Below are 19,872 nucleotides of genomic sequence, written 5' to 3'. Positions count from 1 at the left end.
GCCGAAACGGCCCTCGCAGGTCGATTCGCCGCGCCGCAAGGGAATAATCTCCGCCACCGGTATTCTGGTAAGTTTGATTCTCCTTGCGCTCTAGCTATCCACAGGATATCCAACACTTTCCTGTCCATAGTCCTAAAAGCAGAACGCGGCGTCCGGGGTTGTCGGTGGGGGATTTCAAACACCCATCTTCCAGTGCAGCCGAGCCGATACGAGAAGACGCCCCGCACAATTCCTTTTCGAGACACGACGATGATTAAGCATACGGGTCATTTGCGGGTCCTGCTTGCCATCGCGGCGATGGCTCCGGCCTATGCCGCGACGGGTGCGCGCGCCCAGAGCCAGCCCCTGCCGGCCCGCAGTGTCCCATCCCCGGCCCAGACGGCCCAGGTCCAGACGGCCCAGGCCCAGACGGGACAAGCCCAGACGGCGCAGGCCCAGACCGGGCAGCCCCCCGCGGGACAGGCGCAATCGCCGCAAGCCCAGCCGGTCGCCGGTCCCGCACCCCAGGCCGCGCCGGCTCCGGAAACCCCGACGGCGGCGCTCGCCCGCCTCGCCAGCGACCGCGCGATCACCGTCAGCTTGAACCTGGAAGACCTCGGCATCGACCGGCCCATCTCCCTGTGGGGCATGGACGCGCGGCGTGAGATCTTCCTGCCCGTGCCCGCCGGCGTGCGCATCCGTGATGCCCAGATCAAGCTCGACGGACGCTATCTGCGCGGCGACGGCGGCCATACCACCTATGTGGTCTCGGTGGACGGCACCCCGCAATTCTCGCGTCCGGTGGAGGGCGACAAGGGCATCGTCTCGGAAATCCTGCCGATTTCCGGCGACATCCGCCCGACCGGCTTCGTCAATCTGAACCTCGCCTGGTCGTCGGTCATCTCCCAGGAATTGTGCGGCGACGAGCGCTCCATCGGCAATATCCTGGAATTCAATCCGGCCACACGGTTCACTTATACCTATAACGCCTCGGACATCCGCGACCTCGCCACCGCCTGGAGCGCGCTGCCGCCCCGCCCGGTGATCCTGATCCCGCCGGGCGAACTCTCCAAGGCGACCTATGACGCCGCATGGCGCATCGGCACCGTGCTCCAGCAGGCCGGCAAGCTGCCGCGCATCGCCGTCATGCCCGGCGTCGGGCAGGAGGTGGACACCTCCGGCATCGTGCTGTCGCCCGGCCTCGCCGCGCTGCCGGCCTTCGCCGCCTTCTCCGGCGGCGGCCGCCACCGCATCGCCAGCCGGGCCGAACTCGGCGCCTATATCGCGCTCGCCCGGCAAGGCGGCTTCTCGGCCGATTTCGTCATCGAGGACCCGAGCATCCGCGATCAGATGGACCAGGCCGTGCGCGCCCTGGAAGACGATCTGCGCTCCGGCTCGGCCGACAATGCCAGCGCGTTCGCGCCCCTGCGCGCCCAGCTCATGGCGAATGCTGCCCAGGGCGACGACAATGTCCGCCTCGTGACCATCGCCGGCAAGCCGGTCATCGCCATTTCCGCCCAGGCGGCGGCGCAGGCCTCGGGCGTCCTATCCGACCTGTGGCGCCAGATGCTGGTGGTGCCCGCCGCCAACGTGCGCGTCGCCACGACGCCCGATTTCTCCGGCGTCACCTCCATCGATCTCTCGCGCCTCGGCGGCCGCACCGGCACCTTCGACGTGCTCGCCCGCGGCGACTGGAGCGCCACCTTCGATCTCGGCACCCTGCTGGGCGGCGGGCGCGTGCCGTCCGAATTCCTGGTGGACGTCTCGGCCGCCCCGAGCGCGGGCGATTCCGCGCCCATCGCCTCGATCATGCTGAACGACTATCTGCTCGGGGCCCGGCGGCTCTCCGCCAACGGCATCACCGAGCGCATCCCGGTCCAGGTGCCGCGCTATGCGCTCGCGGCCCGCAACGTGCTGAAGATCTCGTTCCAGCGCCAGCCCATGAGCGACCGCTGCCGCGAGACGCCCCAGGCGTTCCCGGTGGCGGTGCTGCCGTCCAGCCGCGCGGTGCTGGTGGATGCCCCCTCCACCATCGATTTCTTCGGCGCCATGCCGCGCCTCGCCACCCGCGCGAACGTCATCGTCCCGCAAGCCTATCTGCGCGACCCCGCGACCCTGCGCCGGGTGATTTCGCTCGCCGTGGCCTCGGGCGTGACGCCCGAGCGCGCCATCCTCACCGTGGCCGGCGACGGCGCCGAGATCACCCCGGACGGCGCCTTCCTGGCGATCGACACACGGATCGGCAATGTGGCGAGCAAGGTGAAGGTGGAAGGCAGCCGCCTCGCGATCAACGGCAGCAACGAGCAGACCATGCTGGACGTGGGCTCGCTCAACAATCTCGGCGTGATCGAGGCGGTGATGTCGGGCCGGCAGATCGGCCTCGTCTACCGCACCATCGGCGCCAACGCCCCGGACTGGAAAAAGCCGTTCCTGCTGACCGCCGGCGACATCAGCCTGCTCGCCTCCACGGGACCGGCGGTGACTCTCGACACCAATTCGGCCACACTCACGCGGGACACGGCCGGGGAGAGCGATGCGTTCAGCAGCTTCCTCAAGCGCGGTCCCGCCTGGGGACCGGCGGCCGTGGGCGTGGCGATCCTGCTGTTCCTGCTGTTCGTGGTCCTCGCCCAGCGGGCACGCCGGCGCACGCGAGAGGAACCGTGATGCCTGACGAAGGCGGCGTTGCGTGATGGCATATCTTCTCACCTACGGCGCGGCGGATTATTACGCCGCCCTGGAATGGGTCGCGGCCGTGGTCGCGATCATCATCCTGATTTCGAGTCTGGATGACCTGTTCATCGACGTCTATTTCTGGGTGCGCGAAACCTATCGCGCGCTCACCATCAAGCGCGTCTATCGCCCGCTCACCGTCGAGCAATTGCTGGAGCGGCCCGAGCAGCCGTTCGCGATCATGATCCCCGCCTGGCTGGAAGCGGACGTGATCGCCGGCATGCTGGAGACGCTGGTCGATACGCTCGATTATCGCGAGTACACGATCTTCGTCGGCACCTATCCCAACGACGCCGCCACCATCGTCGAAGTCGAGCGCATGCGCCGGCGCATCAAGCAATTGCAACGCGTGGAGGTGCCCCATCCCGGCCCCACCTCCAAGGCCGACTGCCTCAACTGGGTGGTCCAGGCCATTTTCCTGTACGAGCAGGAAAAGGGCATGGAATTCACCGGGGTGATCCTGCACGACAGCGAGGACGTGACACACCCGCTGGAAATGCGCCTGTTCAACTATCTGATCCCGCGCAAGGACCTCATCCAGCTGCCGGTGATCTCGCTGGAACGCGAATGGTTCGAGCTGGTCGCCGGCACCTATATGGACGAGTTCGCCGAATGGCACGCCAAGGACCTGCCGGTGCGCGAGAGCATCTCCGGCATGGTGCCCTCGGCGGGGGTGGGCACCGGCTTCTCGCGCCGCGCCCTGCTGGCGCTCTGCGACACCAACAACAACCGGCCGTTCAACACCGAAAGCGTGACCGAGGATTATGACATCGGCATGCGCCTGTCGCGCCTCGGCATGCGGTCCATCTTCGTGCGCTTCCCCGTGAAGTACCAGGTGAAGCGCTATTCCTGGCTGGGCAGCGGCGTGCACACCACCACGCTCGACATGCCGCTGTGCGTGCGGGAATACTTCCCCGACACGTTCCGCGCCGCCTATCGCCAGCGCGCCCGCTGGACGCTGGGCATCGCTTTGCAGAGCTGGCGCCAGCAGGGCTGGCCGGGCTCGCTCGCGACGAAATACCTGCTGGTGCGCGACCGCAAGTCGATCATCACCTCCATCGTCAGCACGCTGGCCTATTTCCTGGTGCTGAATTTCGTCGGCTTCTACATCGCCGCCGAGCTGGGCGCCTGGACCCTGCGCTACCCGCCGCTGTTCACCGAGAACAGCTGGATTCTCTACATCCTGTGGTTCAACACCTTCGCCCTGCTGCTGCGCATCGGCCAGCGGGGCTATTTCGTCTGGCGCCTGTACGGCTGGCAACAGGCGGTGCTCTCGGTGCCGCGCCTCGTGGTGTGCAATGCCGTGAACTTCATGGCGACCCTGCGCGCCTGGCGCATCTTCATCCGGACCTCGCTGTTCGGGCAGCCCGTGACATGGGACAAGACCATGCACGCCTTCCCGACCGCCGACGAATTGCTGCTGCGCCGCCGCCGGCTGGGCGATCTCCTGATGTCCTGGCAGGTGCTGGACGAAGCCCGCCTCGAACACGCCCTGACGCTCCAAGCCGAGCGCGACATTCCCCTCGGCCGGCTGCTGATCTTCCAGGGCTGGCTCGACGACGAAACCCTGGCGGAAGCGATTTCCGCCCAGGCGGACCTGCCGCGGGCCCATCTCGATGCGGCGACCGTCGCACGGTACGGCCGGCTGGTCGATCTTGCCCTGTGCGTGCGCCATCGGTTCATCTTCCTCGGCGCCGACGACGGCACGCCGCGCATCGCCGTGGGCGGTCCGCTGAAGCCGGAGGTCCTCACCCTGCTCACGCCGGTCCTCGGCGGCGCGCCCGAACAGATGATCGCCCGCGAAAGCGAGATCGCGGCCGCCCTGCGGCTGCTGACGGAACAGGGCGACACCTTCGAGACGACCGAAAAGGGCAGCGTGCCCCTGCTCGGGGACCTGCTGATCGAGCAGGGCCTGCTGCAGCGGGCCGCGTTCGACGCCGCCATGGAGGATTATCGTCCCGAGCGCGACGGCCGCATCGGCGACCATCTGGTCGCGCGGGGCGTCGTCACCCGCGAGGCCGTCGAGACCGCGCAGGCGGAGCAGCGGCGGCGGTTCGAGCAATTGGCCGCCGTATGACCGGCCCCTCCAGATGGGATGTCGTTCGATGACCCATGTTCCGAGCACCACCGTTCTCGCCGCCCTGCTGAGCCTGGTGGCCGGCGACGCTTTCGCCCAGGCGACGCCGCTCACGCGCCTCTATGCGGCCAAGCCCCCGGCGGGCTCGGCCTTCGTGCGCGTGCTCAATCCCACCGACGCGCCGCTGGTGGTGGGGCTGGGCGAAGGGGCGAAGGCGACCCTCGGTCCGGGCGGCCCCCGCGCCAGCGTCTATCGCGTCGTGCCGGGCGGCAGGCCGGTTTCCGTCACGGCGGACGGCAAGCCGGTCTCCGGCGCCGCGAGCCCCGCCGCCGACGGATTCTCAACCCTGGTCCTGCTGCCCGAAGGCGCCGGCTTCCGCCTGGAAGCGCTGGCGGATTCCACCGAGGGCCGGGACGATCTGAAAGCCATGCTGCGCTTCTACGCGCTCGCGCCCGGCTGCACCGCCACGCTCGCGGTGGCCGACGGGCCGACCGTGTTCGACGCGGTGCCCGCCATGGCGAGCCGCCAGCGGGCGATCAATCCGGTGGAAGCGAGCCTCGTCGGGCGCTGCGGGGATGCGGTCTCCGCGCCGCTGAAACTGCCGCAGCTCAAGGCCGGGGACCATTACAGCCTGTTCCTCGTGGGCACCGCGCAGGCCCCCGTGCTTGCCGGCCAGAACGATGAGACCGAACCCTATCGCGGCCCCGCCAACTGAGCGCGAAAGGGCTATCGGTCCGCAATGGTCTTCGCCAGCGACAGCTTCATCTTCCTCTTCCTGCCGGTGTTCCTGGTCGCCTACGGCCTGACGCCGGCGCGCTGGCGCAACCTGACGCTGCTCGGCTTTTCCTGGCTGTTCTATGCCTGGTGGCGGGTGGATTTTCTCCCCCTCATCGTCGGCATCGCGGTCTGGTCGTGGGTCACGGGCCTGTGGATCGCCCGGCGGGCGGAGCATGAGCGCGGCTGGCCGCTGTTCGTCGCCATCGCCGGTCCGCTCGCGGCGCTGATCTGGTTCAAATACGCCAATCTGTTCGCCGGAACCGCGATCGCGCTCGGCGCGCCGCTCACCGGCTGGCAGGCCATCGTGCTGCCCATCGGCCTGTCCTTCTTCGTCTTCGGCGCCATCTCCTATTCGGTGGACGTGTATCGCGGCACCGTGGCGGCGGAGCGCAGCTTCATCAATTACGCCACCTATCAATCCATGTTCGGGCACCTCGTGGCGGGTCCGGTGGTGCGCTATCAATGGGTGGCGGACCGCCTGCACGCGCGCGCCTTCGACCGGGCGGAATTCGCCATCGGCGTGGAGCGCTTCATGCTCGGCTTCGCCCAGAAGGTGCTGATCGCCGACACCCTCGCGCCGATGGTGGACGCCGGCTATGCGCTCGCCCATCCGAGCGCGGCGGACGTGGCCCTGGCGGTGCTCGGCTATACTTTGCAGCTCTATTTCGATTTCGCCGGCTACAGCTCCATGGCGATCGGGCTCGGCCTGATGGTGGGGCTGAAATTCCACGAGAATTTCGACAATCCCTATCTCTCCGTCACGCTCGCGGAATTCTGGCGCCGGTGGCACATCTCGCTGTCCACCTGGCTGCGCGACTATCTCTACATCCCGCTCGGCGGCAATCGCGGCGGGCTGTGGCGGCTGTGCGTCAACCTGATGATCACCATGGGCCTCGGCGGGCTGTGGCACGGGGCGAGCTGGACCTTCCTGGTGTGGGGCCTGTGGCACGGGCTCGGCCTCATGATGCTGCGCCTCGCCGCCGCCGCCGGCCTCCCGAAGGCGCCGGCGGTGATCGGCCATGTGACGACGCTGGCGTTCGTGATGTTCGGATGGCTGCTGTTCCGCGCCCAGACCTGGGACGAATTCTCCATCGCCCTCAACGGCCTGATGGGGGCGAACGGGATGGCGCCGTCGCAGGAGTTCCTGGCCACCCTGCATCCCACCATCGTCGCGACGCTGCTGCTGGGCATCGTCATGGTCTATGTGCCGCTGGTCGGCCGGTTCAGCGCGCCGGCGGCGCGCTTCGGCGCCGTGGTGCGCCTGTGGTCGGCGCTGCCGCTGTGGCTGGTGGCGGTGTGGGTGCTGCAGGGGCGCACCGTCGTGCCCTTCCTGTATTTCCAGTTCTGAGCGGGGGAGACGGCGATGCGCGCGAAACTCCACCTCGTCTACGCCGCGGCCTTCCTGCTGGTCTGCTTCGGCGGCATGGCGGCAAGCGTGCCCCATCTGTGGAGCGAACAGGCGCGCGCCGCCTATGCGCCGCTCTCCGCATCCACGCTGCTCAACGGCCATTTCACCGCCACCTTCGACCGCACGTTCGCGACCGGCGTCCCGCGCAGCGAAGCGCTGGACGGCGCGGTGGCGGGCGCGCTCTATGCTTCGATCGGCGATGCCGGCCCGCAGGTGCGCGCGGGCTGCGCCAACTGGCTGTTCCTCGCCGAGGAAATGCTGGAAGTCCGCGGCGGCGATACCTTCCTCTCCGCCCGCGTGCGGCTGGCGCGCAAGATCGCCGCCGACCTTACCAAGCGCGGCGTGGCGCTGGTGCTGGTGCCGGTGCCGGACAAGGTGGATCTGGCGCGCGCGCAGACCTGCGGCCTGCCGGTGGCGGAGCAGGCGCGCAACCGGCTCGCCGCCTGGCGCGCCTATTCCAACGGCGGCGGCCTGCGCCAGGTGACCCTGACGCCGGACTGGCCCCTGCCCGGCTTCCTGCGCACCGACACCCATTGGAACGCCATGGGGGCCCGCTTCGCCGCGAAGCGGACGGCGGCCGTGGTCAATGCCATGCTCGGCGCCGGGACAAATCCGGTGACGCTCGCCGAGGGGCCGGTGCATCCGCGCCCCGGCGATCTCATGCGGCTCGCAAACCTCGTGCGCACCGCCGACATTTTCGGCCCGGCTCCCGACGAAACCCGCGATATCACGGCCTCGTGGAAGCGCGCCGGCGGCCTGCTCGACGATGCGCCCGTGCCCGCCATAATCCTGGCGGGCTCATCCTATTCGCTGAACTCGGGGTTCCTGGAATCGCTTCAGGCGGCGCTCGCCCGCGAAGTGGTCCAGCGCAGCCTCGCGGGCGGCGGCTTTGCCGGCGCCATCCTGGATCTTCTGGACACGCATGCGGACCTGCTCCAGCGCACCAAGCTTGTTGTATGGGAATGGCCGGTTCGCGCCCTGACCCAGCCGCTCACCGATGCCGAACGACGCTATCTCGAAAGGGACCTTCCATGATGCTTGTGACGCGCCGCCGCGCCCTTCTCGCCGCAGCCGCCCTGCTCGCGGGCGCGGCCGTGCCCGGCCTGCCGGCCAGGGCCGCCGACGGGCCGATCATCATCATGGGCAAGGGCGGCTGGCTGTTTCCCGGCTGGGAAAGCCTCACCACCTCGGACACCGCCGGCATCCAGAAGGTGGTCCAGCTGATCAAGGACACCAAGGACCGCCTCGCGGCGCGCAACATCGTGCTGGTGCCGCTGGTGGTGCCGCTGAAGGCCAATTTCTATCCCGACAAGCTGCCGGACGGCACGGCGGTCTCCGCCGACGTGAAGGCGCGCTATGATTTCATCCTGGCCCAGCTGAAGCAGAGCGGGCTTGAGGCCATCGACCTGCGTCCGGCGCTGAAATCGGTGGAGACCGGCAAGCAGACCACCTTCTTCCGCGCGGACTATCACTGGACCGCCTGGTCGGCGGAAGCCGCCGCCGGCGTCGTCGCCCAGGTGATCAAGGCCAGCGTCAAGCTCTCCGGCGCCGCCGGGACCGGCGACAAGCTGGGCGAATGGGTCACGCAGCGCAATCTCGGCGATCTCGCCCAGCGCTTCCTCTCGCCCGAGCAGCAGAAGGCCGTGGGGCCGGACCTGTACACCGTGCGGGTTCCGCCGGAGGACAAGAAGGGCCTTCTCGATGCCGCGCCCGCGCCCGTGCACGTGGTGGGCAACAGCTTCGTCCAGCCCTATCTCGGCTTCCCGCAGAAGCTCTCCAACGCGCTCGACCGGCCGGTGTCGCTGACCTGGAACGTCGGCAATATCGGGCCGTGGTTCACGTTCCTGCAATATGTCGGCTCCCCCGGCTTCGCCAAGCAGCCGCCGCAGGTGATCGTGTGGCAGTTCAACGAGGGGCAGTTCCACAGCGGCCCGGACGCGACCGGACAATGGGATGCCCCCTCCATCATCGCCCCGCAGACCTGGCGGGACCGCATGACGGCGGCAGTCGCCAAGTAAGGGCAGGACCTCCCTTGTTCATCATTCGTAAACACTCGTTTACAGAACGTAAACAAGACCTTTCAATTTCCTAAACACTGTCGCTTAAAAAGTATTTAGGCGTTGATAAAAGTTAACAGAAAGCGAAGCACGGCAGATCGCGCTTAAAAAACAACCTTAACTGCGATTTAACCTTAATAATCGACGGTAGGCTCATGACTACCGCGATTCATCTCTCCGAGATCAGCCGCCCCATGCGCCTCCAGGCGATGGGGCGCGTGCGCAGGGTTACCGCCGCCGCCATGCTGGCGATGACGGTCAGCGGCATAGCGTTGGTCGCACACACGCCCGCGCTCGCCCAGGAACCGGCCCTCGTCGGGCCGGCATGGACCGCCGCCGACAAGGCCTATGCGGCCTATCAGGCCAAGGACTATGCCACCGCCGCCACCCAGGCGCGCGAGGCGCTGCGCTTGCGGCCGGATGTCGCCCGGCTCTGGCTCCTGCTGATGGATGCGCTCGACGCCCAGGGCAATGTCGCGGATTCCGTCGCCGCCGCGAAGGACGCCATCGCCGCCGGGGTCCAGGACCCCACCATCACGGCGCGCCTGCGCAGCCAGAGCAAGGTGCTCGCCCAGGCGCCCTCGCTCGCCGCCAACAAAGCCTTGGAAGCGCGCAACCCGAAGGCGGCGCTCGCCGAGATTCGCAAGGCCATCGCCCTGGTGCCCGATGATCTCAGCTACCGGGTGCTGCTGATCTATGCCCTGATCGCCGACGACCAGATCGAGGCCGCGGAGCAGGCCGCGACCGCGGCCATTGCGGTCGATCCCAAATCCTTCCTGCCGCAGGTGCTGCGCGGCTATTTGCGCGAGCGCCTCGGCCGCATCAACGAGGCGAACCAGGATTTCGACACCGCGCTGACCGACGAGGTGCTGACCGGCCCCGACGCGCGCGACGTGCGCCTGGTGATCGCCGACGCCGCCATCGCTGCGGGAAATCCGCGCCGCGCCCTGAAGATCCTCGATCCGCTGGGCGATACCCAGGACCCGGCGGTGAAGGCGCGCCGCGACGCTGCGAGCGCGCAGGACGCAACCCCGAGCATCGTGCCGAAGGATGCCTTCAAGACGCTGCCGGTGCCCTATCAGAAATGCCGCGACACGCCCTATGGGCCGGCCTGCACGCTGGTGCCCGCCACCACGCCGCCGGGCGCGGGCGGGGTCGCCAATCCCGGATTCAAGGCCGCCGACGAAGCCTATAAGGCCTATGCGGACGGCAATTACGCGTTGGCGGAAAAGCGCATTCGCGAGGCGCTGGCGGTCAGCCCCTCCAACGCCGCCTGGCGGCGCCTGCTGATCGATACGCTGGAGCGCTCCAACCAGTTCGCCGCCCTCGATGCCGCCATCGGCGAGGCGATCGCGGCGGGCGAGGATGATCCGGCCCTGCTCGGCCTGCGCGGCATGGCGCAGACGCGCCTCGGCGAACCTTCCGCCGTGCTGGCGCTGAAGCAGATGGCGGAGAAGAACCCCAAGGCCGCCGTCGAATCGGCCAAGAAGGCGGTGCAGCAGGCGCCGCACGCCATGGTGTTCCGCATCGTGCTGATCCAGGCGCTGATGGCCGCCGGCCAGACCAAGGAAGCCGCCGCCGCCGCCGCGAGCGCGGTGGAGGAGGACGAGAACGACGTCCTGCCGCGCATCCTGCGCGCCTATCTGCTCCAGGCCACCGGCAACCGGGCCGGCGCGGTGCAGGATTTCGACAAGGTGCTGGCCTCCAACGTCCTCACCGACCAGGAAATCCTCAACTACAGCCTGATCGCCGCCAATGCCGCGCTCGCGGCCGGCAAGCCGGACGACGCCATCAAGATCCTCAAAGCCCTCGACGACGTGAAGAATGCGGATGTGGAAAGCTTCCGCAAGACCGCCGAGGCGATGCTGGCCAACCCGAACCGCCAGCGCCCCGCCCTGGCGGCGCCGGTGCCGCTGTGCCAGTCCACCAATTACGGCATCATCTGCTCGGTGTTTGCGGGCGGCACGAACGCCGGCACCGGAGTCCCGAGCGATCCCGGCTATGAAGCCGCCGACGCCTCGATCCGCGCGCTGAAAGCCCGCAATTATTCCCTCGCCATCAGCGAGGCGCGCCGCGCGGTGGAACTCTCGCCGCGCAACATCACCTATCGCCAGTTCCTGATCAACGCGCTCTCCACCGCCGGGCGGACCGGAGAGGCGGAGACGGCGGCCACCCAGGCCATCGCGGCCTTCCCCGGCGAGGTCACGCTGGTGGTGCAGCGCGGCTATATCCGCCAGCGGCTGAGCCGCTATGGCGGCGCGGCAGCCGATTTCTCCGCCGCTTTGCGCAGCGGGCGCCTGCCGGCGGCGGACGTGCGCGGCGTGCGGCTCGCGCTGGTGGACGCCTATATGGGCGCCAAGGACCCGCAGGCGGCTCTCGACGCCCTCGCCCCCCTCGGCCGCGAGCGCAGCTATGACGTGGTCGCCCGCCGCGGCTTCGCCCTGCAGGCGCTCGGCCGCCACGAGGAAGCGCTGGAAACCTTCGAGTTCGCCTATCGCCTCGCCCGCACCCCCACCGACCGGGCCAATATCGCCAGCGCCGTGATCGGCGAACTGGTGGCGCTCGGCCGCAAGGACGAGGCCAAGGCGCGGTTCCAGCAGGCGCTGGCCACCGGCGAGCTGCGCGCCATGCAGCCGCTCGACATCGCCTATCTCGCCAACCAGTCCGGCGATACGGCGACCGCGTACAAATATTTCCACCAGGTGGATTCCACCACCGGGCTGCGGCGCGGCATGGTGCTGGTGGATGCCGCCTATGCCGCCAAGCACGAATATCACAATGAGGAATCGGCGGCCCTGTTCAAGCGGGCCATCGACGCCCATGCGGACGGCGCCCTTCCCCTGCCGGCGCAGACCGTGTTCGGCCTGCGGCGCGAGGTGGGCGAGCTGGAACGCACCTGGGGCGCCTATGCCTCGGTGAGCTACGGCGCGGTGGGCGTCATGCCCGGGTCGCCGCTCGCGCCGCCGCCGGGCGGTGGCGGCCACACGATCCAGTCGGGGGCGGAAGTCTATTGGCGCCCGCCCGGCATCGGGTATCGCGACGGCGCGCTGGTGGAGGTGTTCGGCCGCGTGTTCACGACGCTCTACGACCAGAGCGGAGGCCCCACCGGCGTCGATACCATGCAGGGCAGCGTCGGCGTGCGCTGGAAGCCGCTGAAGGACCAGAACCTGGTGCTGGAGGCGAGCCGCCTGTTCCCGATCGGCACTTATTCCCGCAACGACTGGCTGCTGCGCGCCGCCTATTCCAACGGCGAGGGCAGCGACCTGCGGGTGGACGTGAACGACTGGAACTACTGGCAGTTCTACGCCGACACCAATTATTACGTCGAGCTTCCCGAATCGGTCAGCAGCTTCGAATTCCGCTGGGGCCATTCCTTCCGGGTGAAGCCGGTGAACGACAATCTCATCGTCACCCCGTTCCTGGCGGTGGGCGGAGCCTATGATTCGGTGCTCAACACACCGGGCACGCTCGGCGCCGGCCCCGGCGTCAACCTGCGCTGGTGGTTCCGCGAGGACAAATACACCGCCCCCATGTCCTACGTGGATCTGACGGCCCAATACCGCTTCAAGCTGGCCGGCGACAGCCGCGGCGAGGGTCTCTTCGCCGGAGCGTTCGTGTCGTACTGACCGCGCCCGGATGCGGCGTGCCTTCGCCCGGCGGACCCGCCGCCGGGCCCGCTCCGCACGCGGGTTGTAGGGTCAAACGGATACACGAGGCCCACTTCCCCCGCCCGCGCGAACCCGGTACAAGAATAAGGCACGCCCAGCGAACAGGCAGAGCCTTACACACAGATGTCTCCCGCCCCCGATACCTATTTTGCATTAGCGCTGATCGGGCCGGCAATATTGGCGCTGTTTTCCTTCTGTTTTCTGGGATTGTGGGCTTTCGGCGGCTCTCGCAATTATATCCTGCTGTTCTCGGCCGGATGCTTCATCTACAGCTTGGCGGCGATCGTCCAAATCGCCTTGTGGCCTGCAGATTTCGGCCAGAACGCCATTCTCTCCGCCCTGCTTTACACGACCAGCGTGGTCATCATCAGCAACGGTGTCCTTCAGCGGGCCGGGCAGCGCATGAGCGCTGTCGCCATGATTGTCATCTTCACGGCGATCATGGTGCCGATCTGGTATTTTTTCTATATAGAACCCAGCCTGATCGCCCGCATTTATATTCTGAACTTCGGGTATGGATTCGTTTTCCTGTATGTCTGCATGCGCCTCGTGGGTTTAGCCTCGGGTCCGTTCATCGATCGTTTCCTGTATTGGGTGCTGGTGGCGTTCGCCTTCCATTTTTTCATCCGCACCACGGCCACCATCGATCCCGAACTCGGCAGCGTGCCCGGCACCTTCGGGCGCTCGACGTTCTGGCTCGCGCTCCAGGTGAGCCTCGCCATCTTCGGTGCGATCATGGCGCTGACGCTGCTCGCGGCCACGGTCGCCGACATGCTCGGCGACATGGAACGCGACCGCGACACCGATCTGCTCACCCGCCTGCTGAACCGGCGCGGTTTCGAGCGCATCGCCGGCGCGCACATGGCGCAGGCGGCGGGGCGGCAGGTCAGCCTGATTTCCTGCGATATCGATCATTTCAAATCGCTGAACGACACCTATGGCCACGGGGCGGGCGACGCCGTGCTGAAGGAGTTCGGCGCGCTGCTGCTCAACACCATGCGGGCGGAAGACGTGATCGGCCGCATCGGGGGCGAGGAGTTCGCCATCCTGCTCACCGGGGCGGATGTGGAAGGGGCGCGCCAGTTTGCCGAGCGCGTGCGCGCGCTGCTGGAGAGCACCCGCTTCGATTCCGTGCCGGACACGCGGGTGGTGACCGCCAGTTTCGGCATCGCGCAATATCGCCCGCCCGAGCCGCTGCGCAAATTGCTCGCGCGGGCCGATGTCGCGCTCTATGCCGCCAAGAAGGCGGGGCGTAACCGCTGTTTCGCCGCCGGGCAGACCCAATAAGCCCGCGCCGGGGACGGGACGAATTGCAGGCGCGGCGCTTCGCTCCTAAAATACCGCATGTCACACATCCTGCCCGCCGCCGCCGATTCCGATCCCGCTGATTTTTCAGCGCTCTACCAAACGTTTGAGGATACGGCCGACGGCCGGCTGGGCCCGGCGCGCCTCGCCGCCCTGCGCGCCGAACTCACCGCCCGCGGGCTCGACGGCTATGTGATCCCGCGCGCCGATGCGCACCAGAACGAATATGTGGCGCCGGGCGAGGAGCGCCTGGCCTGGCTCACCGGCTTCACCGGCTCGGCCGGCCTGTGCGTGGTGCTGAAGGACGAGGCGGCCCTGTTCGTCGACGGCCGCTACACCCTCCAGGCGCCGGCGCAGGTGGATGGCACCGCCTTCACCGTGGAGCCCCTGGCCGACATCACCCCGGAACGCTGGATCGCCGCGCATCTGCCCAAGGGCGCCTCGCTGGGGTTCGACCCCTGGCGTTCCACCCTGGACATGAAGGACAAGCTCTCCCAGGCGGTCGCGAAGGCCGGCGGCATCCTGGTCGCGGTGGCGAACGACCCCATCGCGGCGCTCTGGACCGACCGCCCGGCTCCGCCGCGCGCCCCCGCGCGCCTCCTGGACGACGCCCGCGCCGGCGCCAGCGCGCAGGAGAAACTGGCCCGCGTCCAGGGGGCGCTGGCGGCGGAAAAGGTCGACGGCGCCTTGATTTCCGATCCCCACGCCACGGCTTGGCTGTTCAATCTGCGCGGCGCCGACGTGAGCCATACGCCGCTGGTGCTCGCCTGGTCGCTGGTGCCGGCGGAGGGGCGGCCGGAACTGTTCGTCGCGCCGGAAAAGCTCTCCAATGCGGTACGCGCGCAGCTGGAGGATGTGGCCGATATTGCCGATGAAGACGCCCTGGCAAGCCGGCTCGCCACCTTCGCGGCCGGGCGCACGATCCGCGTGGACCAGGCGACCGCGCCGGTGGCCTTGGCGCAAGCCATTGAGCAGGCGGGAGGAACCGTCTCGAAAGGGGCGGACCCCATCACCCTGCTGAAGGCGGTGAAGAATGCGGCGGAGATCGAGGGCATGCGCGCGGCGCATCTGCGCGACGGCGTTGCCCTGGCGCGCTTTCTCCATTGGTTCGAAGAGGTTGCCCCCACCGGCACGGTGAGCGAGATCCGCGCGGTGGAGGCGCTGGAGACCTTCCGCCGGCGCAGCGGGCCGCTGAACGATGTGTCCTTTCCCACCATTTCCGGCGCCGGGCCGAACGGCGCGATCGTGCATTATCGCGTCACCAGGGAAACCAACAGATTGATAAACAAAGGAGAATTATTTCTCCTGGATTCCGGCGCGCAATATCCCGACGGCACGACGGACGTCACCCGCACCCTCGTGGTGGGAGAGCCGACGGCGCAGATGCGCCGGCATTTCACCTTGGTCCTGAAAGGTCATATCGCCCTCGCCCGCGCCGTCTTCCCGGTGGGCGTGAGCGGCGCGCAGCTCGACCCGCTGGCGCGACAATTTCTTTGGTCTCAAGGGCTTGACTTCGATCATGGCACCGGACACGGGGTCGGCGCGGGGCTGTCGGTGCACGAGGGGCCGGCGCGCATCTCCAAGCTCGGCCATGTGCCGCTGAAGGCGGGCATGATCCTCTCGAATGAGCCCGGCTATTATAAATCAAATGCCTACGGCATCCGGCTGGAGAATCTCATCCTGGTGGAGCCGCGCCATCCCGAAGGTGGGGACCGGCCGAGCCTGGGCTTCGAGACGCTCACCCTCGCACCCTTTGAAAAGCGGCTTATCGCCTTGGATCTGCTGACGAAAACCGAAATCGAGTGGATCAATTCCTACCATGCGGAGGTGGCCGTCCGGGTGGGGCCGCTGCTGGAGGCGGAAACCTGCGCGTGGCTGCTGCGGGCCACATCGCCCCTCTCCCAGGACGCGACCCCGGCCTTATAGTCGTCGCTTGCGCCAAAACGGGAACCATTTCGCGGAATCAGGCGTTGTCATGGCAGTCAGAGGCCGGGAGACCGCAACGCCATGTCCACAATTCTGCTCGTTATCTTGATTTTGCTTCTCGTCGGCGCGCTGCCGACTTGGGGATATAGCCGCAGCTGGGGATATGGCCCCGGCGGAATCGTGGGTGTTCTCCTCGTTATCGTCGTTGTTCTGGCGCTCACAGGGCGAATCTGACCCCGGACAGGCCAACGGCGGCACCCGTCCGGGTGCCGCCGTCGACGATGAGCGTCGATGACCGCGCCATGACGGCGCGGTTTCGGCGTTTTACGCGTAGAGTTCGATCGCTTTTCCCACCTTTTCGATCAGCTCGCCGATCTGGTCTTCGGAAATGATCAGCGGCGGGGTGAGCGCGATCGTATCGCCGCTCGCGCGCACCATGATGCCAAGGTCATGGAACGCCCCGTCGAGCGTGGAATAGCCCCGCAGGCCGGGCTGGCCGTCGCGCGGCGCAAGGTCGATGCCGGCGGTGATGCCCACCGTGCGGATGTCCAGCACGCCCGGCTTGTCGCGCAGGCTCATCACCGCATCCGCCCACAGGGGCTCCAGCTTGCGGGCGCGCGCGAAGGTGTCTTCCTCGGCATAGAGGTCCAGGGTCGCCAGCGCGGCGGCGCAGGCGAGCGGGTGGGCCGAATAGGTATAGCCGTGGAACAATTCGATCACATGCTCGGGCCCACGCATGAAGGCATCATGGATGCCGGCGCGCGCCAGCACGCCGCCCATGGGCACCGCCCCGGCGGTCACGCCCTTCGCAAAGGTGATCAGATCCGGGATGACGCCATAGCGCTCGGCGGCAAAGGCATAGCCGAGGCGGCCGAAGCCGGTGATGACCTCGTCGAAGATCAGCAGGATGCCGTATTTATCGCAGATCTCGCGCAGGCGCTTGAGATAGCCCTTGGGGGCCGGGATCACGCCGGTGGAGCCGGCCATGGGCTCCACGATCACCGCCGCGATGGTCGAAGCATCGTGCAGGCCCACCAGGCGCTCCAGCTCGTCGGCGAAATGCGCGCCATATTCGGGCTCGCCCTTCGTGAAGGCCTGGTTCTTGCGGTCATAGGTGGTCGGCAGATGGTCGACCCCGGTGAGCAGGGTGCCGAAGGCCTTGCGGTTGGGCACGATGCCGCCGACGCTGATGCCGCCGAACCCGACCCCGTGATAGCCGCGCTCGCGGCCGATGAGGCGCGTGCGGGCGCCCTGGCCGATCACATTTTGGTAAGCCAGCGCGATTTTCAGCGCGGTATCCACAGCTTCCGAGCCGGAATTGCAAAAGAACACGTGATCGAGATCGCCGGGCGCGAGGGCCGCGATGCGGCTTGCCACCTTGAAGGCATTGGGGTGGCCGTATTGGAAGGTGGGGGCGAAATCGAGTTCGGTCGCGGAATTGCGGATTGCCTCCACCACCGGCGCCCGGTTATGGCCAGGGTTGGTGCACCACAGGCCTGCGACACCGTCGAGGATCGCCCGGCCTTCGGGGGTGTAATAGTGCATGTCCTTGGCGCGGGCGATCAGACGCGGGCGCTTCTTGAAAGAGCGGTTCGCGGTGAAGGGCATCCAGAATGCGTCCAGATCATTCGGCGCCGCGTCGCCCGTTGCTCGAACCGCGATCTCGTCCAGTGCCATCATCCCTCTCCTCATCGCCCGACCGGCGCGCGACGGCCTCACATTTGCCGCCTGTGCGGGGAAGCTATCAGCGGCCACGCGGGGAGGGAACCGTAGAGGTCGCAACCCTGCCTCTTGCGCCATGCGCCCGACTGGCACAAAAGAGGGCCATGACGATGGGTCATTTTCTATCCAGCCCGCCGACGGCACGCCGCAACGGCATGGCACCGGACAGGGACGCGGACGCGCGGCCTCCGCGCCGCGGCTGCGGCATGGCTGAAACGGGGACCGGACCGGCGCTTCAGGCGACCGCCCGTGCCGGCGCGCGCCCGTGACCGCGTCCGCGACCGACCCGAGGCCCGATGCCGACCCGATCCCGGACGAAACCGTCCTGCCGGGCGATGATGTCCAGGATCCGGCCGAGCTTGCCGCCCTGCCGACCGCGCAGGACGTGCAGGCGGACAAGGCCCGCGCCGCGCTCGCGCGCGTGCTCGCCTCCGATGAGTTCGTCTCCTCGCCCCGCCTCGCGGATTTCCTGCGCTTCGTGGTGGAGGCGACGCTCGGCGGGCGGGCCGACGCCATCAAGGGCTATACCATCGCGGTCGAGGCCCTCGGCCGCCCGACCACCTTCGACCCCCAGACCGACCCCATCGTGCGCGTGGAGGCGACCCGCCTGCGTCGCGCGCTGGAGCGCTATTACACGTCGGCCGGCCCCGAGGAGACGCTGGAAATCGTCATCCCCAAGGGCGTCTATGTGCCGCGCTTCGTGCCGCGCGGCGCGGGCGATGCCGCCGGCCCGTCCGCAACCGGCGACGGCGATCCCCCGAGCGCTTTCGCGCCCGGCGTCCACGCGCCCCCGCCGGCCGCCCGTACGCGGGTGCGCCTCACCTGGATCGCCGCCGCTCTCGTCGCCGCCGCCGCCCTGGTGTGGGGCACGGTGCAACTGACCGATTCCAACCGTTCCAGCCCCATCGCCGCCCTGCTCGGCCTGGAAAGCGCCAATTCGGCGAGCGAGATCGCCGACCGCATGGGCATGCCGCAACTGGAGGTGCGCCCGTTCGAGATCGCCGGCGCGGCCGGCCCCGCAGGCTTCGGCGCGAGCGAGGTGCACGCCTTCGAGGTGCGGTTGCGCGACGCCATGGCCCGGTTCGATTTCGTGGATGTCATGTCGGCGGGGGAGGACGGCTCGGCCCGCCAGTGCCGCGGCAATCCGCCACGCTCGGTGTTCTCGCTCACCGGCCTTGCCGAAGCGCACCAGGGCGGCACCTTCTCCCTGCTGGTGCGCCTGACCGACCGGTGCGGCGGCACCATCATCTGGTCCACCGCCTTCGAGGACCTGCGGCGCGGGGCGGAGCTTCCCGCCTCCGAATACCGCGTGGTGCGCGACATCGCCTCGGCGGTGATGCAATCCTACGGCGTTCTGCCCACCCGCGCCCGCGCCCAGGCGCGCGCCGATGCGCCGGGCTCCGGCTTCGGCTGCATCGCCCAGAGCTTCGCCGTCATCCGCAACGAGGACAGCACCACCGCCGGCCAGGCGCGCAGCTGCCTCGACCAATGGGTGACGCGCGACAACGGCTTCGGCACCTTGCACGCGGTGCGGGCCATGCTGCTGCTGGACGAGGCGCAGCGCTCCTCCGACCGGCCACTGGACCCCGCGGTGCTCGACGAAATGCAGCGCGAGGCCGAGCTTGCCACCGACCTTTCGCCGAACAGCGCCTATTCGGCGAAGGTGCTGGCAAGCGTCGAATTCTTCCGGGGCGAGCGCGATGCCGCCTTGGCCGCCGCGGACCGCGCGCTGGCGCTCAATCCGCTCGACTATGACGTCGCCGCCACCGTCGGCACCATCATGATCGGCCTCGGCAAGCCCGAGCAGGGAGAGGCGGTGCTGACCTTCGCACGCGGCCATGGCGCCGCCCGCACACCGATCCAGGACGTCTATCTCGCCATCGCCGCCTTCATGCGCGAGGATGAAATCGCCGCCACCGGCCTGCTGCCGACCTTGCAGGCGCACCCCTCGGCACAGGGCCGCATCGCGCTGGCGCTGACACTGCACGCGCTGGGCCGGCAGGAGGAGGAGCGCGGCGTCGTGGCGCTGCTGGCGCGCGATACGCCCGGCGGCCCGGCCGGCGTCTCGCGCCTGGTGCATCATCTGCTGCCGATCGCCGAATCCTATGGCCGCGTCATGGGCGCGCTGGAAGCCGCCGGCCTGCCCCAATTCGCCGACGCCACGCGCGGCTGAACCGGCCGGGCGCCTTGGCGGGCGTCCCGCTCTCGGACTTTCCCCTCCTC

Annotated in this window: 12 protein-coding genes; 11 read left to right on the top strand and 1 reads right to left on the bottom strand. The window is 68.2% G+C overall.

Annotation, left to right across the window (positions count from 1 at the left end; genetic code table 11):
• Positions 1-249 precede the first annotated feature (249 nt).
• The 10 genes from V5F84_RS06010 to V5F84_RS05965 all read left to right on the top strand — a co-directional run bounded on the left by V5F84_RS06010 (position 250) and on the right by V5F84_RS05965 (position 16,161).
• Positions 250-2,643: a hypothetical protein gene (locus V5F84_RS06010; protein WP_394042345.1), complete on the top strand. Its 2,394-nt coding sequence runs from the start codon at positions 250-252 to the stop codon at positions 2,641-2,643.
• A gap of 25 nt (positions 2,644-2,668) precedes the next feature.
• A complete protein-coding gene (locus V5F84_RS06005) occupies positions 2,669-4,786 on the top strand; it encodes a glycosyl transferase family protein (RefSeq protein ID WP_394042346.1) in 2,118 nt (705 codons plus the stop codon).
• Between the two features lie 28 nt (positions 4,787-4,814).
• Positions 4,815-5,501, top strand: coding sequence for an alginate O-acetyltransferase AlgF (locus tag V5F84_RS06000; protein WP_394042347.1), 687 nt, complete (start codon positions 4,815-4,817; stop codon positions 5,499-5,501).
• Positions 5,502-5,525: 24 nt separating this feature from the next.
• On the top strand, positions 5,526-6,911 hold the full coding sequence (locus V5F84_RS05995) for an MBOAT family O-acyltransferase (protein WP_394042348.1): 1,386 nt from the start codon (positions 5,526-5,528) through the stop codon (positions 6,909-6,911).
• Positions 6,912-6,926: 15 nt separating this feature from the next.
• Complete coding sequence (locus tag V5F84_RS05990) at positions 6,927-8,006, top strand: alginate O-acetyltransferase AlgX-related protein (protein ID WP_394042349.1); 1,080 nt, start codon at positions 6,927-6,929, stop codon at positions 8,004-8,006.
• Positions 8,003-8,989 (top strand): alginate O-acetyltransferase AlgX-related protein, encoded by a 987-nt coding sequence (locus V5F84_RS05985; RefSeq protein ID WP_394042350.1) that lies wholly within the window; start codon positions 8,003-8,005, stop codon positions 8,987-8,989. Before V5F84_RS05990 ends, V5F84_RS05985 begins: the two co-directional genes overlap by 4 nt.
• 194 nt (positions 8,990-9,183) lie before the next feature.
• Positions 9,184-12,654, top strand: coding sequence for an NfrA family protein (locus tag V5F84_RS05980; RefSeq protein ID WP_394042351.1), 3,471 nt, complete (start codon positions 9,184-9,186; stop codon positions 12,652-12,654).
• A gap of 165 nt (positions 12,655-12,819) precedes the next feature.
• Complete coding sequence (locus tag V5F84_RS05975) at positions 12,820-13,983, top strand: GGDEF domain-containing protein (protein ID WP_394042352.1); 1,164 nt, start codon at positions 12,820-12,822, stop codon at positions 13,981-13,983.
• A gap of 57 nt (positions 13,984-14,040) precedes the next feature.
• Positions 14,041-15,927, top strand: a complete 1,887-nt coding sequence (locus tag V5F84_RS05970; protein WP_394042353.1) for an aminopeptidase P family protein — start codon at positions 14,041-14,043, stop codon at positions 15,925-15,927.
• Between the two features lie 81 nt (positions 15,928-16,008).
• Positions 16,009-16,161: a DUF3309 family protein gene (locus tag V5F84_RS05965; protein ID WP_394042354.1), complete on the top strand. Its 153-nt coding sequence runs from the start codon at positions 16,009-16,011 to the stop codon at positions 16,159-16,161.
• A 90-nt stretch (positions 16,162-16,251) separates the two neighbouring features.
• Here the strand turns inward: V5F84_RS05965 and aptA are convergent, their stop codons facing one another.
• Complete coding sequence (gene aptA / locus V5F84_RS05960) at positions 16,252-17,604, bottom strand: omega-aminotransferase AptA (protein WP_394042355.1); 1,353 nt, start codon at positions 17,602-17,604, stop codon at positions 16,252-16,254.
• Between the two features lie 310 nt (positions 17,605-17,914).
• Between aptA and V5F84_RS05955 the strand changes: the two genes are divergently transcribed.
• Positions 17,915-19,822, top strand: a complete 1,908-nt coding sequence (locus V5F84_RS05955; RefSeq protein ID WP_394042356.1) for a hypothetical protein — start codon at positions 17,915-17,917, stop codon at positions 19,820-19,822.
• The last annotated feature ends 50 nt before the right edge of the window (positions 19,823-19,872 follow it).

This window comes from Roseixanthobacter liquoris, from assembly GCF_043195135.2.
GTDB lineage: Bacteria > Pseudomonadota > Alphaproteobacteria > Rhizobiales > Xanthobacteraceae > NCEH01.
Note: the sequence above shows the minus strand (reverse complement) of the source record. Positions and strands in the feature narration are given on the sequence as shown.

Bases quoted from the DNA above. Each gene is read 5' to 3' on its own strand.
- aptA (WP_394042355.1), bottom strand. From the start codon at position 17,604: ATGGCACTGGACGAGATCGCGGTTCGAGCAACGGGCGACGCGGCGCCG.
- V5F84_RS06010 (WP_394042345.1), top strand. From the start codon at position 250: ATGATTAAGCATACGGGTCATTTGCGGGTCCTGCTTGCCATCGCGGCG.
- V5F84_RS05995 (WP_394042348.1), top strand. From the start codon at position 5,526: ATGGTCTTCGCCAGCGACAGCTTCATCTTCCTCTTCCTGCCGGTGTTC.
- V5F84_RS06005 (WP_394042346.1), top strand. From the start codon at position 2,669: ATGGCATATCTTCTCACCTACGGCGCGGCGGATTATTACGCCGCCCTG.
- V5F84_RS05980 (WP_394042351.1), top strand. From the start codon at position 9,184: ATGACTACCGCGATTCATCTCTCCGAGATCAGCCGCCCCATGCGCCTC.
- V5F84_RS05970 (WP_394042353.1), top strand. From the start codon at position 14,041: ATGTCACACATCCTGCCCGCCGCCGCCGATTCCGATCCCGCTGATTTT.
- V5F84_RS05965 (WP_394042354.1), top strand. From the start codon at position 16,009: ATGTCCACAATTCTGCTCGTTATCTTGATTTTGCTTCTCGTCGGCGCG.
- V5F84_RS05975 (WP_394042352.1), top strand. From the start codon at position 12,820: ATGTCTCCCGCCCCCGATACCTATTTTGCATTAGCGCTGATCGGGCCG.
- V5F84_RS06000 (WP_394042347.1), top strand. From the start codon at position 4,815: ATGACCCATGTTCCGAGCACCACCGTTCTCGCCGCCCTGCTGAGCCTG.
- V5F84_RS05985 (WP_394042350.1), top strand. From the start codon at position 8,003: ATGATGCTTGTGACGCGCCGCCGCGCCCTTCTCGCCGCAGCCGCCCTG.
- V5F84_RS05990 (WP_394042349.1), top strand. From the start codon at position 6,927: ATGCGCGCGAAACTCCACCTCGTCTACGCCGCGGCCTTCCTGCTGGTC.